This window comes from Streptomyces sp. NPDC092952 (genome assembly GCF_044754785.1).
In the GTDB taxonomy this organism is placed as follows: domain Bacteria; phylum Actinomycetota; class Actinomycetes; order Streptomycetales; family Streptomycetaceae; genus Streptomyces.
Genome location: NZ_JBIVPT010000002.1, coordinates 284,465 through 300,439 on the forward strand (window position 1 = coordinate 284,465; position 15,975 = coordinate 300,439).

At 72.1% G+C, this 15,975-nt stretch carries 13 protein-coding genes, 2 tRNA genes and 1 pseudogene; 1 reads left to right on the forward strand and 15 read right to left on the reverse strand.

Annotated elements, in window-relative coordinates:
* Positions 1–2: 2 nt before the first annotated feature.
* The 8 genes and pseudogenes from ACIQGQ_RS05285 to ACIQGQ_RS05320 form a co-directional block, all read right to left on the reverse strand.
* Positions 3–1,826: pseudogene (locus ACIQGQ_RS05285) on the reverse strand (ComEC/Rec2 family competence protein); the annotation flags it as partial.
* Positions 1,823–2,503, reverse strand: coding sequence for a helix-hairpin-helix domain-containing protein (locus ACIQGQ_RS05290; protein WP_402390900.1), 681 nt, complete (start codon positions 2,501–2,503; stop codon positions 1,823–1,825). The gene ACIQGQ_RS05290 and the pseudogene ACIQGQ_RS05285, both read right to left, overlap by 4 nt.
* Positions 2,504–3,002: 499 nt before the next feature.
* A complete protein-coding gene (locus ACIQGQ_RS05295; RefSeq protein WP_402390903.1) occupies positions 3,003–3,848 on the reverse strand; it encodes a DegV family protein in 846 nt (281 codons plus the stop codon).
* Positions 3,849–4,147: 299 nt separating this feature from the next.
* Positions 4,148–4,873, reverse strand: a complete 726-nt coding sequence (locus ACIQGQ_RS05300; RefSeq protein WP_402390906.1) for a hypothetical protein — start codon at positions 4,871–4,873, stop codon at positions 4,148–4,150.
* 164 nt (positions 4,874–5,037) lie between these two features.
* Entirely contained in the window at positions 5,038–7,911 is a 2,874-nt protein-coding gene (leuS, locus tag ACIQGQ_RS05305) for a leucine--tRNA ligase (RefSeq protein WP_402390908.1), read from the reverse strand.
* A 278-nt stretch (positions 7,912–8,189) separates the two neighbouring features.
* Positions 8,190–8,262, reverse strand: a tRNA-Ala gene (locus tag ACIQGQ_RS05310).
* A gap of 138 nt (positions 8,263–8,400) precedes the next feature.
* The gene (locus ACIQGQ_RS05315) at positions 8,401–8,634 is read right to left on the reverse strand and encodes a hypothetical protein (RefSeq protein ID WP_015608461.1); all 234 of its coding nucleotides are present in this window, start codon (positions 8,632–8,634) and stop codon (positions 8,401–8,403) included.
* A 274-nt stretch (positions 8,635–8,908) separates the two neighbouring features.
* Positions 8,909–10,402 (reverse strand): MFS transporter, encoded by a 1,494-nt coding sequence (locus tag ACIQGQ_RS05320; protein WP_402390910.1) that lies wholly within the window; start codon positions 10,400–10,402, stop codon positions 8,909–8,911.
* A 94-nt stretch (positions 10,403–10,496) separates the two neighbouring features.
* Between ACIQGQ_RS05320 and ACIQGQ_RS05325 the strand changes: the two genes are divergently transcribed.
* Positions 10,497–11,387, forward strand: a complete 891-nt coding sequence (locus ACIQGQ_RS05325; RefSeq protein WP_402390913.1) for a helix-turn-helix transcriptional regulator — start codon at positions 10,497–10,499, stop codon at positions 11,385–11,387.
* A 110-nt stretch (positions 11,388–11,497) separates the two neighbouring features.
* On the opposite strand, the gene ACIQGQ_RS05330 is transcribed toward ACIQGQ_RS05325, so the two are convergent.
* From ACIQGQ_RS05330 to ACIQGQ_RS05360, 7 genes are all read right to left on the reverse strand, one after another.
* A tRNA-Ala gene (locus ACIQGQ_RS05330) sits at positions 11,498–11,570 on the reverse strand.
* Positions 11,571–11,709: 139 nt separating this feature from the next.
* Positions 11,710–12,363: a histidine phosphatase family protein gene (locus tag ACIQGQ_RS05335; protein WP_366291373.1), complete on the reverse strand. Its 654-nt coding sequence runs from the start codon at positions 12,361–12,363 to the stop codon at positions 11,710–11,712.
* The gene (gene rsfS / locus ACIQGQ_RS05340) at positions 12,360–12,791 is read right to left on the reverse strand and encodes a ribosome silencing factor (RefSeq protein WP_366291371.1); all 432 of its coding nucleotides are present in this window, start codon (positions 12,789–12,791) and stop codon (positions 12,360–12,362) included. Before rsfS ends, ACIQGQ_RS05335 begins: the two co-directional genes overlap by 4 nt.
* 280 nt (positions 12,792–13,071) lie before the next feature.
* Entirely contained in the window at positions 13,072–14,790 is a 1,719-nt protein-coding gene (locus ACIQGQ_RS05345; RefSeq protein WP_402390916.1) for an LCP family protein, read from the reverse strand.
* 19 nt (positions 14,791–14,809) lie between these two features.
* Entirely contained in the window at positions 14,810–15,427 is a 618-nt protein-coding gene (gene nadD, locus ACIQGQ_RS05350; RefSeq protein ID WP_352275267.1) for a nicotinate-nucleotide adenylyltransferase, read from the reverse strand.
* Between the two features lie 38 nt (positions 15,428–15,465).
* Entirely contained in the window at positions 15,466–15,630 is a 165-nt protein-coding gene (locus tag ACIQGQ_RS05355) for a hypothetical protein (RefSeq protein WP_352275268.1), read from the reverse strand.
* Between the two features lie 84 nt (positions 15,631–15,714).
* Complete coding sequence (locus ACIQGQ_RS05360; RefSeq protein ID WP_402390919.1) at positions 15,715–15,867, reverse strand: hypothetical protein; 153 nt, start codon at positions 15,865–15,867, stop codon at positions 15,715–15,717.
* Between the last annotated feature and the right edge of the window lie 108 nt (positions 15,868–15,975).

Here is a 15,975-nt window from a genome sequence, read left to right on the forward strand (position 1 = left end):
AACACGTCGCACATCGCGAACGCCCAGTCGGGCGGCGGCCATCCGGTCAGGGCCCGGGTGAGCGGCACGGGGCGCAGTACCGCGAGGACCAGCAGCAACGCCGCGGCCGAGCAGACCCAGGGGTGGCGCACGAGGCGGCGGACCAGAACCACCACCGCCAGGGTCAGGGCGGCGAGCAGCACCGCCCCTTTGCCTCCGTCCGGCCAGTCGATCCCCGCGCCGGGCAGGGCCGCCCCGGTACGGGCCACGGTGGCGATCCACCCGGCCGGCCACCCCGCGACCCGGGCGAGCAGCTCCGCCACCGGCATGGCCACCGGGGCCACGGCCAGCGCCGCGAACCCGAGGACCGTGGCCGGAGCCACCGCGAACTCGGCCAGGAGATTGCACGGGATCGCCACCAGACTGACCCGGGAGGCGAGCAGCACGACGACCGGAGCGCACACCGCCTGCGCGGCGGCGGCCGCTGCCAGCGCCTCCGCGAGCCGGGGCGGTACCCCGCGCCGTCGCAGCGCTCCGCTCCACACCGGGGCGACGGTCAGCAGGGCCCCGGTGGCCAGCACGGAGAGGACGAATCCGTAGCTCCGCGCCATCCACGGGTCGTGGAGCACCAGCAGCAGCACCGCCGCGGCCAAGGCGGGGATCAGGGATCTGCGCCGCCCGGTGCCGATGGCCAGCAGGGTGATCAGCCCGCAGGCCGCTGCCCGCAGCACACTCGGCTCGGGCCGGCAGACCAGTACGAAGGCCAGGGTGAGCCCGCCGCCGAGCAGTGCTGTCAGCCGGAGCGGAATCCCCAGCCGGGGCGCCAGCCCGCGGCGTTCGGCGCGGGTCGCCGTGCCGGGCGGTCCGATGAGGAGGACGAGCAGGATCGCCAGATTGGCGCCCGAGACCGCCATCAGGTGGGTGAGGTCGGTGGCCCTGAACGCCTCGTGGAGTTCGGGACCGACCCGTGAGGTGTCGCCGACCACCAGCCCCGGCAGCAGCGCCCGTGCGTCGGGGCCGAGCCGCTCGGTCGCCTGCCGCAGACCGTCCCGCAGCGTGCCCGCCGTGCGCTGGAGCAGGGACGGCGGGCCGATGACACGGGGCGGCCCCTTGCCCTCGGCCCGCAGTACGGCGGCGCTGCGCTCGCCGCCGTGCAGCGGTGGCGCCAGTCGGCCGTCGACGCGCAGGTGGGTGGACGGAAGCAGCCGCTGCCACCGGTCCGCCGGACCGCCTGGCTCGGCCGCACCGGGCCCGGCTCCTTCCGGCCCGGCTCCGCCTGGCGTGACGACGAGCAGTACCGGCGTGCTCAGCCCGGTGACCGTACCGCCGGGCCCGGTCAGCCGGTTCACCTCCGCGTCCACCAGGAGCGAGACGGGCATGCCGTGGTCACCGCTCACCCGGGGCCGGGTCCGCCGGGCGTCGGACACCACCGTCACCTCCGCCTCGATCCGCTCGTAGCCCTGGGCCAGCCGGTGGACCGGCCCCTCCCGTACGTCCGCACCGCGCAGCCCGGCGGAAGTGGCCCCGGCCGCCGCACAGAGCAGCGCCGCGGCGACGGCGGTCGCGGTCGCCACGTCCCGGGACGGCCGCCGGGGGACCGTGGCGGGCCCGCGCGACGCGGCGCGGCCGCTCCGGGCTCCGGACAGGGCCAGGAGGACCATGGCCGCGCCCGTACAGAGCACCACGCCCACGACGGTCCACCGCCCCGGCGCGCTCAGCGCCATGGCCGCTCCGGCCCAGGCGGCCAGGGCCGGCGGAACCAGACGGAGGTCGACCGGGCCCTCCCGGCGCGGCTCAGAGGCGCCACGCCGGTCGGGCGGCGACACATGGGTGTCCTCGACGCTCATGGCCCCACCAGCGGCCTGAGGTCGGCGAACCTGCGGTCACCGATCCCGCTGACCTCGCGCAGCTCGTCGACGGACCGGAATCCGCCGTGCTGTGCGCGGTAGCCCACGATGCGCTGGGCGAGGACGGGGCCGACCCCGGGCAGCGTCTCCAGTTGATCGGCGGTCGCCGAGTTGAGGCTGACCGGCCCGGCCGGTGGGGATCCGCCGCCGCCCGGCGCGGCTCCACCCGTACCGCCCGGCGCCGAGCCCTCCGGAGGGGCGCCCACCACGATCTGCTCGCCGTCGACAAGCACCCGCGCCCGGTTGAGGCCGCTGAGGTCGGTGCCCTCCCGGACTCCGCCCGCCGCCCGTAACGCGTCGGTGACCCGCGCACCGGACGGCAGCGTACGGACACCGGGCCTGTGCACCTTGCCGCTCACGTCCACGACCACGTGTCCGCCGGGCCCCGCCGCCGGTGCGGGACCGCTCGACGGCTCCGGCGTCCCGGCACCCTCGGCCACCAGGGGTGGCGTCCGTACGGCCCCGGCCTCGGCGACCGGATCGGGCGCCCGTACGGAGTGCGGACGCGCCGACCAGAAGTGCACCGCGGCGAAGGCCCCGGCCGCGACCAGGACCACGGCCAGGGCGGCGAGGGCCCTGGGATCCAGGCCGCACCGGAGCCGCACCCAGACCGGCACCCGCTCCCACAACGCGGGGGCCAGCCGCTCCCACCGCCCGCCCGATCCGGCGGAACCGGGGGCCGGAGCAGGAACGGAAGCGGCAACCGGCGCGACGGGCGCGGCCCCACCCGGATCAGGGTCCGGGCCCGCCCTCGTACCGCTCCCCGGCCCCGCGCCGTGCGTCGGCCGCGCGCCCCGTCCGTCGTACCCGCCCGCCATCAAGGCGTCCGCACGGCGGCGCGATGCCGCGGCCAGGGCGGCATCCGTGCCGCCGTTCCGCCGGCGGCCGGGACCGCTGCGTACCCGGACGTCCGAGACCGGAGCGCGGCCGGGGCCGCTGCCCCTGCCTGCGCGACTGCTTGCACGATGTGTTCGGAGAGCCATGCCTCACGACGTTAGGCACATCCGTCCGAACCCGCCGAGCAGCCTCAATTCCCGTGGATATCCCATGGGTTGTGGACAACTCGGTCACCCTTGGGAGTGAGGGGCGGAAAGAGAGAACAAGGGCCGGCCGGGCTCAGCGCGGCGAGACCACGGCACCGAGCAGGCCGGGCCCGGTGTGCGCGCCGATCACCGCGCCGACCTCGCTCACATGCAGGTCGACCAGGCCCGGTACCCGCTCGCACAGCCGCTCGGCGAGCCGCTCGGCCCGCTCGGGCGACGCCAGATGATGCACGGCGATGTCCACCCGTCCACCGCCCGCCCGCTCCGCGACGATCTCTTCGAGTCGGGCGATCGCCTTCGACGCCGTCCGCACCTTCTCCAGCAGCTCGATGCGGCCGCCGTCGAGCTGGAGCAGCGGCTTCACCGCGAGCGCCGAACCCAGCAGCGCCTGGGCCGCACCGATCCGGCCGCCACGGCGCAGATAGTCCAGGGTGTCGACGTAGAAGTAGGCGGACGTGCCCGCGGCCCGCTTCTCCGCGGCGGCGACCGCTTCGTCGAGGCTCCCGCCCGTCTCCACCGTCTCCGCCGCGGCCAGGGCACAGAACCCGAGCGCCATCGCGACCATCCCGGTGTCCACCACCCGGACCGGGACCGGCGCGTCCTTCGCCGCGAGCACGGCGGCGTCGTACGTACCCGAGATCTCCGCCGAGAGATGCAGCGAGACGACGCCGACGGCTCCGGCCTCCGCCGCGGCCCGGTACGCGGCGGCGAACGTCTCCGGGCTCGGCCGGGACGTGGTCACCGGCCGGCGCTTCTGGAGCGCCACCGCCAGCGAGCGGGCGGAGACCTCCGTACCGTCCTCCAGCGCCTGATCACCGAGGACGACGGTCAGCGGCACCGCGGTGATGCCGTGCCGCTCCATCGTCTCGGGCGGCAGGTAGGCCGTGGAATCGGTGACGATCGCGACATGGCGGGACATGAGCGGGAGGTTACCTGGCAAGCCCGTGTCCTGGCAGTCCGACCCCGACCGAACGATCCCCGCTGATCGCTTCGGATCACTTCCTGTCACCGAGGGTCGTCCAACGTCCCAGGAAAGTCGGAAAGCTCACCCGTCTCCAGCAGGCTCGCCGGGGGCCGGAAAGAGCCGGAAGGGGCTGTCGGACATCCCGGGTCGGCTCACCGTTTCGAGCCCAGCCGCACGACGCGCCGCTCCGACCCCGGCCGTACGGCTCGCGGTCCGGCCCCGGCCTTACGGCTCGCCGTCCCGAACCGGGCCGGTCAGTTCGTCGCCTCGGGCCGGGCCGTCTTCTGCCACGGGTATCCGGTGTTCCGGAGCGGGTCCGGAGGCGTGATCGAGCGGGCCGCGCCGTCGGCCGCGGGACCGTTCTCCCGGCTGCGCTCCGACCTTCTCGTGCTCTCCCGCCGGGGCCGGTTCCCGTCCGCGGCCGGCCGGTCCTCCTCCGCCGCCCAGTGCCGGAGCGCGTCCGCCTCCAGGTCGATCTGTGCGTTCAGCGCGTCGAGATCGTCGTCGGTGAAGCGCTGGGCCCGGTCGCGCGCCGCCCATCTCAACGCGTCCGCCGACTGGGTGATCCGCTCCGTGCGCTGCTTCAGGCCGGGCAGCAGCGAGGCGACCGTACTCCGGTCGGGGTCGCGCTCCAGCTTCTTCAGCTCCTCGTCGAGCTGCCGCCCGTGCGCGCTCAGCCGCTCGAAGAGGCCCAGCGACTCCGCGAGCGAGGCGTCCTCGGCGACGCCGTGTCTCAGGGCGTCCTGCGTGGCCCGCATGGAGGTGCGCAGCGAGAGCCGCAGCTGCGCCAGCTCGCCGCCCACGCCCGCCTGGCCATAGCTCTTGGCCCGCAGAGTGGTCTCCTCGACCGTCCGCCGAGCCTGCGTGATCGTGCGGTCCACGCCGCGCTTCGCCGCGCCGACCGCCTTGACGCCCGCGTACACACCCAGGGCCACGAACGCGAGAAAGAGCAATCCCAGGATCAGGACCACGGCTAGCATGAGTGCCCCTCGGATGTTGTTTCGGCTGCCGGTGCCGGCCCCTCCACCGTAAACGGAAAAGGGCGGCCGGGGGTTCCCCCGGAACCCCCAACCTGCCCGTAGGGGAAGGCCCCCACTTCACCGCCCGGCACCGCGGCGCCCCGCTCGCACGGGGCGCCGCGCCATCACGCCGGGACGATGTTGACCAGCTTCGGCGCCCGCACGATCACCTTGCGGATGCCCGCGCCGCCCAGGGCCGCGACCACGGCCGGATCGGCCAGGGCCAGGGCCTCCAGCTCCGCGTCGGTGATCGACGGGGAGATCTCCAGACGGGCCTTGACCTTGCCCTTGACCTGCACGACGCAGGTCACGGTCTCGTCCACCACGTACGCCGGGTCGGCGACCGGGAAGTCCTGGTGCACGACCGACCCGGTGTGGCCCAGCCGGCGCCACAGCTCCTCGGCGATGTGCGGGGCCAGCGGGGTCACCAGCAGCACCAGCGACTCCGCGACCGGCCGGGGCAGCGGGCCGCCCGCCTTGGTCAGGTGGTTGTTCAGCTCGGTGACCTTGGCGATCGCCGTGTTGAAGCGCATCCCGGCCATGTCCTGGCCGACGCCGTCGATCGCCTTGTGCAGCGCGCGCAGCGTGTCCTCGTTCGGCTCGCCGTCGACGACGGTGACCTCGCCGGTCTCCTCGTCGACGACATTGCGCCACAGCCGCTGCAGCAGCCGGTACTGGCCGACAACCGCGCGCGTGTCCCAGGGCCGCGACACGTCCAGCGGCCCCATCGCCATCTCGTACAGGCGCAGCGTGTCCGCCCCGTACTCGGCGCAGATCTCGTCGGGGGTGACGGCGTTCTTCAGGGACTTGCCCATCTTGCCCAGGACGCGGCTGACCTTCTCGTCCTGGTAGTAGAACGCCCCGTCGCGCTCCTCGACCTCGGCCGCCGGGACCGCGATGCCGCGGCTGTCCCGGTAGACGAACGCCTGGATCATGCCCTGGTTGTACAGCTTGTGGAACGGCTCGGCGGACGAGATGTGCCCCAGGTCGTGCAGCACCTTGGACCAGAAACGGGCGTACAGCAGGTGCAGCACGGCGTGCTCGGCGCCGCCGACGTACAGGTCGACACCGCCCGTCGGCTGTCCCTCGCGCGGCCCCATCCAGTACTGCTCGATCGCCGGGTCGACCAGCTGCCGGTCGTTGTTCGGGTCCAGGTAGCGCAGCTCGTACCAGCAGGATCCGGCCCAGTTGGGCATGGTGTTGGTCTCGCGGCGGTACTTCTTCGGGCCGTTGCCGTCGCCCAGGTCCAGGGTGACGTTGACCCAGTCGGCGTTCCGGGACAGCGGGGTCTCGGGCTGGGTGTCGGCGTCGTCCGGGTCGAAGGTGCGCGGCGAGTAGTCGTCGACCTCCGGCAGCTCCAGCGGCAGCATCGACTCGGGCAGCGGGTGGGCGACGCCGTCCTCGTCGTAGACGATCGGGAAGGGCTCGCCCCAGTAGCGCTGGCGGCTGAACAGCCAGTCGCGCAGCCGGAAGTTGACGGTGCCCTCGCCGACGCCGTGCTCCGTCAGCCACGCGGTGATCCGCGCCTTGGCGTCGACGACGCCCAGGCCGTCCAGCGAGATCTCGTCGTTGGCGGAGTTGACCAGCTTCGCTTCGTACGAGCCGAAGGCGTCGTCCCACGTCGAGGGGTCGGTGCCGCGGTCGTCCGACGGCTCGACGACACAGCGCATCGGCAGCTCGAAGGCGCGCGCGAAGGCGAAGTCGCGCGCGTCGTGCGCCGGTACGGCCATGATCGCGCCGGTGCCGTAGCCCATCAGGACGTAGTCGGCGATGAAGACGGGCACCTTCTCGCCGCTGACCGGGTTGGTCGCGTACGCGCCGGTGAAGACGCCGGTCTTGTCCTTGGCCTCGGCCTGCCGCTCCACGTCGGACTTGGCGGCGGCCAGCTTGCGGTAGGCGGCGACGGCCTCGGCCGGGGTGGCGTATCCGCCGGTCCACACGGGGTGGGTGCCCTCGGGCCAGACGGCCGGGGTGATCCGCTCGACCAGCTCGTGCTCGGGCGCCAGCACCATGTAGGTGGCGCCGAACAGGGTGTCCTGGCGGGTGGTGAAGACGGTGATGCTGTCCGCGCCGTCCACCGGGAAGTCGACGCGGGCGCCCTCGGAGCGGCCGATCCAGTTGCGCTGCTGCAGCTTGATGGCCTCGGGCCAGTCCAGACCGTCCAGGTCGTTCAGCAGCCGGTCGGCGTAGGCGGTGATGCGCATGTTCCACTGCCGCAGCTTCGCCTTGAACACCGGGAAGTTGCCGCGCTCGGAGCGGCCGTCGGCCGTGACCTCCTCGTTGGCCAGGACGGTGCCCAGGCCGGGCGACCAGTTGACCGGCGCGTCGGAGGCGTACGCCAGCCGGTACTCGCCCAGGACGTCGGCGCGCTCGGCGGCGCTCAGCGCACTCCAGTCACGGCCGTCCGGGGTGGGACGCGAACCGCTCTCGAACTGCGCGACCAGCTCGGAGATCGGGCGGGCCCGGTCGGCCTCGGTGTCGTACCAGGAGTTGAAGATCTGCAGGAAGATCCACTGGGTCCACTTGTAGTAGTCCGCCTCGATCGTGGCGAAGGAGCGGCGCTTGTCGTGGCCCAGTCCCAGCCGGCGCAGCTGGGCGGTCATGTTCGCGATGTTGGCCTCGGTGGAGACCCGGGGGTGCGTGCCGGTCTGCACCGCGTACTGCTCGGCGGGCAGCCCGAAGGCGTCGAAGCCCAGGGTATGCAGCACGTTGTGGCCGGTCATCCGCTGGTGGCGGGCGAAGACGTCGGTGGCGATGTAGCCCAGCGGGTGGCCGACGTGCAGGCCCGCACCCGAGGGGTACGGGAACATGTCCATGATGAACTTCTTCGGCCGGGCAGCCAGCGCCGGATCGCCCGCCAGGTCACCGCTCGGGTTCGGCGCCTCGTACGTCCCCTCGGCGTCCCAGAAGTCCTGCCAGCGTGCCTCGATGTCGGCGGCCATCGCCGCCGTGTAGCGGTGCGGCGCGGCCGTCTCGGCTGCGGAATTCGTCTCGCTCATGATCCTCAAAGCTCCATCGATCGACATCTGCCGACGCCGTGTCTACGGACACGCGTCTCGGGAAACGAAAAATCCCCTCGCACAGGAGGGGACGCCGCGCCGATTCCGACCAGGCATTCTCACCGGTCGGGACTGATCAGCGCGGCTCGCTAAGCAGAAGGCGTACGGCACGCATGGCGTCAGGGTACCGCACGACACCGGAACCGGTCCGGGTGCGGTCAGGAACAAGCAAAGGAAGCGGGCCACTCGCGATGAGTGACCCGCTTCCCATTTCACTGTGGAGCTAAGGAGAATTGAACTCCTGACCTCCTGCATGCCATGCAGGCGCTCTACCAACTGAGCTATAGCCCCTTGCGGTGTTCCGCCTGGTTTCCCTGGCGACATCGAGAACATTACCGGTGACCCGGCCAGTCCACCAAATCGATTCCCCACTGCTCCTATTTGCCCGATTTTGCGGTACCGTTCCGGGCCGGAGGACCCACGGGACGGTCAGGCGGTGGCGAAGGAGTAGAAGCGCTTGAGCGTGCAGTGCTCCTCCAGCAGCCGACCGTAGATCGGCTCCCCCTCCAGCTCCCGGTAGGTCTCGATCGGGTCGCCCTTTATGATCAGCGCCCGCGCGCACTCCTCGCACCAGTACTGGTACTCCGGATTGATCGGGTCCATGTCCCTGACGATGGGCGTGCCACTGCCGCACCAGTCGCACTTCCGCCTGTGTGCGCCCATGGATCAGCTCCGACCGGAGCTGCGGGCGGCGCCCACGCGGCGGATCGCGAGGGACCGGCCGGGGACGGGGAGAAGGCCGGCGTGAGCACGGCTCGCGGGGGCCGGCACGAGTCCCGGAGCGGAGGGCACGGAGACGGGGAACGCGGGAACGAGGAGCAGGTCCGGCATCGTGCGGCCGCTCGCAGGCATCGCGCGCTCCCTCCCGTTCGATCCGTCGCCCCCTCCGGCGTTCCGATTCTGCCATGCCCCCGCAAGGGGAACAGCCCGTCGGAGTTCAGCCCGTTCGACGACGTCGTACGAGCCCGGCCGCCGCGCCCGCCAGCGAGGCCGCGGCCAGTGCGAGGGCGCACACCCACAGGGCCTGCCCCGACCCCTTCGGCCCTTGTACGCCAAGGCGGTTGAGGTAGAGGGTGCCGAACGCGGCGACCCCGGTCAGCTGGCCGAGCTGAGTGACGGTCACCAGGACGCCGCTCGCGTCGGCCGCGTCCTCGGGGCGGACGTCCGCCAGCGCTCCGGTCAGGGTGGGGCTGAAGGCCAGCGCCATCCCGGCCCCCACCGTCACGAGCGTCACGTAGAGGAAGGGGCCGCCGTCCCCGCCGCCGCGCATCAGCAGCCCGACGGCCACGACGGACACGGCCAGCAGCCCGAATCCGCCCGGCACCAGGAACCGTCGCCACCCCGCCGGCCACCGCCGCCAGGTCAGCCCGATCGCCCCGAAGACCAGCGCGGTCGGCGCGAACACCAGCCCGGCCCGCAGCGGCGAGTAGCCCAGATCCGCCTGGACGTGCAGCGTCATCAGGAACAGGAATCCCGCGTTGACCGCCATCGTGAGCAGGACGCGCAGCGCCGCCGGAGCCATGCCGGGCAGGCGGAGCACCCGGGGCGCGATCAGGGGCGCGCCACCGCGCGCGGCGAGCCGGGACTCGTACGCCACGAAGCCGGCGAACACCGCGACGGAGACCGCCGGGCAGACCAGGGACCAGGCCGGCCGGCCCAGTTCCTGCCCGAGCACCAGGGGGACGGCGAGCAGGGTGACGGCGGCGGCGAGCAGCAGCAGCCCTGGCAGGTCGAGGCCCCGCTCCCGGGCCCGTGCCCTGCCGGGCGCGGTGCGCGGTTCACGGGGCAGCGTCCTCCCGCCCAGCACCAGCAGGACGATCCCGATCGGTACGTTCACCAGGAAGACCGGCCGCCAGCCCGCACCGAACAGGTCCATGCTGACCAGCACCCCACCGGCCACCTGCCCGGCGGCCGCCCCTACGGCCAGCACCGCACTGTAGGCCGCGAGCGCCCGGACCCGGGCCTCACCGGTGAAGTGGCGCTGGACGAGGCTGAGCACCTGCGGGATCATCACCGCGGCCGCCGCGCCCTGGACCAGCCGGAAGGCGATCAGCTGCCCGGTCCCGGGCGCGAGCCCGCAGGCCAGCGAGGCCGCGGTGAAGACGCCGAGCCCGATCAGATGGGCCCGGCCGTGCCCCAGCAGGTCGCCGAGCCTGGCGCCGGTGACCAGTAGGACGGCGTACGTGATGGTGTAGCCGGCCACGACGAGCTGCAAACCGGCGCCCGAGGCACCGAGTTCGCTCCGGATCGTCGGGGCGGCGACATTGACGATGAAGATGTCGAGCAGCGCCATGAACTGGGCCGCGAGCACCAGGGCAAGGATCCTGCGGGGCCGGTTCCCGCTGTCGCGCCCGCCGTTCGGGCGCCCGTTGTCAGTGGCGGGGTCTTTACTGGGTGCGGAATGCGGAGTTGCCTCGGATGCCGTCGTCATGACGTCGAGCCTGGCCCCGGCCTCATACGGGTAACGAGAGCCCGCCGATGCTGGTACCGACAGCACCTGGCAACTCCCCTGCCGGTCACCGAGCATGGGGGGTGTGACAGCGGTGACGACGCATCGGGCGGCGAACGGTACGGGGCGGCACCGGCGGCGTCCGGAGCTGGCGGCCTTTCTCCGCAACCGCCGGGCGCGGGTGACACCGGGCGATGTCGGCATGGCCCCCGGGCTGCGCCGCCGCACACCGGGTCTGCGCCGCGAGGAGGTCGCGCAGCTCTCCGGCGTCGGTATCACCTGGTACACCTGGCTGGAGCAGGGAAGACCGATCAATGTGTCGCCGCAGGTGCTGGACGCCGTGGCGCGTACGCTCCGGCTGGACCCGTCGGAGCGCGAGCACCTCTACCACCTGGCGGAGGTGGCCCACGCGCCCGACCGGCAGTCCGACGTCATCGAGGTGGGGCCGGAGATCCAGGGCATCATCGACGCGCTCGACCCGCATCCCGCCGTGGTCTACAACTCCCGCTACGACGTCCTGGCCACCAACCCCGCCTACCTCGACCTCTTCGTGGTCCCGGAAACGGTCGCGATCGGGGCACGGGTGCGCAATGTGCTGTGGACGCTGTTCACGGTCTCCGAGGAGTGCTGCCCCGTCGTCCACCGGTCACGGGAGCTGCCGATCATGGTGGCGACCCTGCGCGGCGCGTACGGGCGCCACATGGGGGAACCGGCCTGGGAGTCGTTCGTCGAGCGGCTCTCGGCCGCCAGCCCGTACTTCGCGGAGCTGTGGCGCAGCGGGGACGTCGCGCCGCCGGGGCCTCGGGTGAAGGCCTTCCGGCACTGGGCGGTGGCCGGGGAGATCCGGATGACCTCGGTGTCGTTGTCCGTCAACGGGATGCCGGAGTGCCGGATCGTGGCGTACACCCCGGCGGACGCGGACAGCCGGGAGCGGATGGCCGTGCTGCGGGGCCGCCGCGGAGCCTGAGCCCGGGCCGGAAGTCCGGCGGGGTACGGGACCACCGGGGCCGATCGGCGCGGCGGACATCCCGGGGATGCAGAAGATCCCGCCCCCTGCCGGGGACGGGATCTTGACTGTGGAGCTAAGGAGAATTGAACTCCTGACCTCCTGCATGCCATGCAGGCGCTCTACCAACTGAGCTATAGCCCCGTCATTCGCGGTTTTTCTCTGCGCTCCCGCGCTGCGAACAAGAAGAACTTTAGCCTGTGACCTGCCGGAAAGTGAAATCCGGCCGATGAACCCCGGTCTCCCGGCCGGACCGGGTCCGGCCCGGCCCGCGCGAAGGGACTCAGGTGTCGTCGCCGAGCACCGGCTCCGGCAGCGTGCCGGCGTTGTGCTCCAGCAGACGCCAGCCCCGCGCGCCCTCGCCCAGGACCGACCAGCAGCAGTTGGAGAGACCGCCGAGCCCTTCCCAGTGGTGCGCCTCCAGGCCCAGGAGCCGGCCGATGGTGGTGCGGATGGTGCCTCCGTGGCTGACCACGACCAGCGTGCCGTTCTCCGGCAGCTTGTCGGCGTGGCCCAGCACGACCGGGGCGGCCCGGTCGGCGACCTCGGTCTCCAGCTCGCCGCCCCCACGCCGCACCGGCTCGCCGCGCTTCCACGCGGCGTACTGCTCGCCGTAGCGCGCGACGATCTCCTCGTGGGTGAGCCCCTGCCAGGCGCCCGCGTACGTTTCCCGCAGGCCCGCGTCGTGCGCGACCTCCAGGCCGGTGAGCACGGCGAGCTGGGCCGCCGTGTCCGCCGCCCGCTGGAGGTCGGAGGCGACGATCGCGGCGGGCTTCAGCGAGGCGAGCAGCCGGGCGGCCCGGCGGGCCTGCCCGACTCCGGTCTCGGTGAGCGCGATGTCCGTGGATCCCTGGAACCTGTGCTCCAGGTTCCAGGCCGTCTGACCGTGGCGCCAGAGAACGATCCTGCGGCCTCTGCCGCTTCCGCTGCTGTTCAGCTCTGCTCACCTTCCGTGCCGCCGGTGAGCCGGGCGTGCTCCTCGGCCTTGCCGCGGGTCTTGACGGCGTCCTCGGGAAGCGCGATCTCGGGGCAGTCCTTCCAGAGGCGCTCCAGCGCGTAGAAGACCCGCTCCTCGCTGTGCTGGACGTGGATGACGATGTCGACGTAGTCGAGAAGGATCCAGCGGGCGTCGCGGTCGCCCTCGCGGCGCACCGGCTTGGCGCCCAGCTCCTTCTGGAGCCGCTCCTCGATCTCGTCGACGATCGACTTGACCTGGCGGTCGTTGGGGGCCGAGGCGAGCAGGAAGGCGTCCGTGATCGACAGCACGTCGCTGACGTCGTACGCGATGATGTCGTGCGCGAGCCGGTCGGCGGCCGCCTGGGCGGCGGCGGTGATGAGCTCGATGGAGCGGTCCGTGGCGGTCACATGCAGGCTTTCGTCGGAGGTCAGGTCGGCCTCTAAGGGCTGTCCCGTCATCCGTGGCGGATCGGCGCGCGGCGTCGGACATGGTGCATCGCAGGGCGGAGGGGCCGGCCGCACACCGGAAGTGTGCGGACGTTCCGACAACGCCGCGAGGCGCCGTAGCCGTCGTCGCGCGCCCGCCAGGGATCGCGGGGTCTGTCCTTAGGGTCTCACGGACCACCGACAGCGACCGCAGTGACGGCCGGCCGCCCGGACCGGCATGGTCCGGGCGGCCGGGTACGGCTCACTTGATCTTGTAGTCCTGGCCGAGCAGTACGGACACGTCCGCGTTGGCCGCGGGCTTGCCCTGCTTCACCGCGCTGTCCGGCAGCCCCAGGGTCGCGGCGACCTGTACCGCCTTCTCCTTGTCCGCCGCGGCCCGGTAGACGACCTCGGACAGGGGCGTGGCCGTGGACGAGCCGCCGCTGACGAAGGTGTAGCCGCCATTGATCAGCTTGACCCGGGCGGAGCCCAGCGCCTCCTGGTCCCCGGTACCGTTCTTGACGCCGACCCGCACGGCCGCGTCGGCCGCCGGAGCCTTGACCGAGCCGCCCAGGATGTTCTTGACGACGTCCTCGGTGGCCTCGTCGGTGAGCGATCCGTCCGCCTGCACCGGCAGCAGGGTCGTCTTGTAGTCACCGAGCTTGGCGTGCTGGGCGAGCTTCGCGAGCGAGGCCCCCAGGTCCTTCTCGGGGAGCGACGGGTCGAGGATCTGTCCCAGCGTCTGCACGGTGACCGTGGCGGCCTTCGAGTCGTCCGAGATCTTCCGCAGCACGCCGCGCATGACCGCCCCGAACCGGGTGAGCTGCTTGGCCTCGTCCTCGCCCGGCCCCCGGTAGGTGGCGTAGGCGACGGCCATCTGGCCGCTCAGCGTCTGCGCCTCGCCCTTGTTCACGAGCGGGGAGGCGCCCTTCTTGGTGTCCGGTACCTCGGTGTCGGTGTCGACCTCGATGTTGCCGACCAGGTCGACCAGGGTCTCCAGGTACGGGGTGTCGAGGCGCCAGGTACCCGTGATGTCGGTGCCGAGGAGGTTGCCGAGGGATTCACGGGTGCCGGTGGTGCCGTCGGCGTCGACGGATTTGCCGAGGGTGGTGCCGACACCGTCCTCGTCGGCCACCGCGAGCGAGTTGGGGAGCAGGACGGTGGTGCCCTGCTTGGTCGTCACATTGTCGACGAGCAGCGCCGTGGAGGTGCCGCCCTTCTTGGTGTTGTGCAGGTGGACCACGATGACGTCCCGTTGCTGCGGGCCCGTCGACGCCGTGGTGTCCTTGTCCGTGTCGGACAGGCCGGGGATCATTCCGGCGGACCAGAGGTAGCCGATCCCGCCGACCACCACCAGGGCCACCACGACTATGAGCGCGACCATGCGGTTGCGACCGCGACGCCGGGCCTCCTCGCGCCGCTCACTGCGGCTCTCGGTGAACTTCAGCCAGTCGATGACGTCTTCGGAGTCCTCGTCGGGCTCCTCGATGAAGGAGAACTGCTCGGTGCGGTAGTCGCGGTCGGCCCGGCGCTGTCCGGGGACGGCCGGGTCGGGGTCCGCGCCGTCGTCCGGCCCCGGCCCGGGCTCCGGTGCGGGCTGCGGTGCCGGTGCGGGGGGAACAGGCGGAGCGGCGGCCTGCTGCGGGATGTTCCACTGCTGGGTGGTGTCGACAGCGGCGGGCTGCTGCCCGGTGTCGTAGCCGTAGCCGTCGTACCCGCCGTACCCCTGCTGCTGCGGCTGCTGCCCGTACGGGTCGTACGCCTGCGGCTGTGCGGCCTGGGGCTGCTGGGGCTGGGCGTACGGGTCGTAGCCGTACCCCTGACCGGTCTGCTGCGACTGCTGCTGTCCGCCGTACGGGTCGTACTGCTGATGCGGCTGTCCGTGCTGCGGCTGCTGGTACACCGGCTGCCCGTACTCGTCGTAACCGACGATCTGCGGCTGCTGATAGTACGGATCGTACGGATTCTGTCGGTCGTTCACCGGTGCCCCTCTGCCTCGCTCATTCGCCGCGGTACAGCTGGCGCTTGTCGATGTAACGGACCACGCCGTCCGGCACCAGATACCAGACCGGCTCCCCCTGCGCGACCCTCTCACGGCAGTCCGTGGACGAGATCGCGAGCGCGGGAACCTCCACCAGGGAGACCCCGCCCTCCGGCAGTCCGGCGTCCGTGAGCACGTGCCCCGGCCGCGTCACGCCGATGAAGTGGGCGAGCGAGAACAACTCGTCGGCGTCCCGCCAGGTGAGGATCTGGGAGAGCGCGTCGGCGCCGGTGATGAAGAAGAGGTCCGCGTCGTCGTGGAGGGCGCGCAGGTCCCGCAGCGTATCGATGGTGTACGTGGGGCCGCTGCGGTCGATGTCGCTCCGGCTGACCGAGAACTGCGGGTTGGACGCGGTCGCGATGACCGTCATCAGATAGCGGTCCTCGGCCGGGGAGACGTGCTTGTGGCTCTTCTGCCACGGCTGCCCGGTCGGGACGAAGACCACCTCGTCGAGGTGGAACTGGGCGGCCACTTCGCTGGCCGCCACCAGGTGTCCATGATGAATCGGGTCAAACGTCCCGCCCATCACGCCGAGTCGGCGCTTCACGCGGCCGGTAGGCACTTCCTGCTCTCCCATGCGTGCAGAGCCTACTGGCACAGCTGTACGCCTCCGCCTCAGCGGTCGCGGTTGAAGCGCGTGGTGATCCAGAGGAGGAGCAGCAGCGCGACGAACGCACCGCCCCCGGTGAGAAGCGGGTTGAGGCTTTCGTGGTTGCCACCGTGCTCGCCGCCTTCGGAGGCGAGGGTGACCAGCTGGTGCGCGGTGCTCGTGAGGCTCATCTTCGGCAGGACCTATCGATCGGGAGTCGGAAGGAAGACGTCGCGCACATCGTATGCGTGCGCCCCGGGCACGCTCACGCCGACTCAGTCGTTGTCGTCGTTGTTGCGGTATCCGCGGAGCAGGAACCAGGCGAGCAGCACGGCCCCGACGAGCGAGACGAACAGCGCGATACGGAGCGTGCTGCCGGGTCCTTGCGCCCCGGAAGCAGCGGCGAGCAGAGCAACGGTGTGCGGCATGTCGGGCGTCTCCTCAGTTATCCACAGCCCCCCGCACACCGTAGCCCCAGCACCTACGCTGGGCTGTGTCAGGGGGCGAGCGACATCGTGTACGAAAAGGGGGCCCAT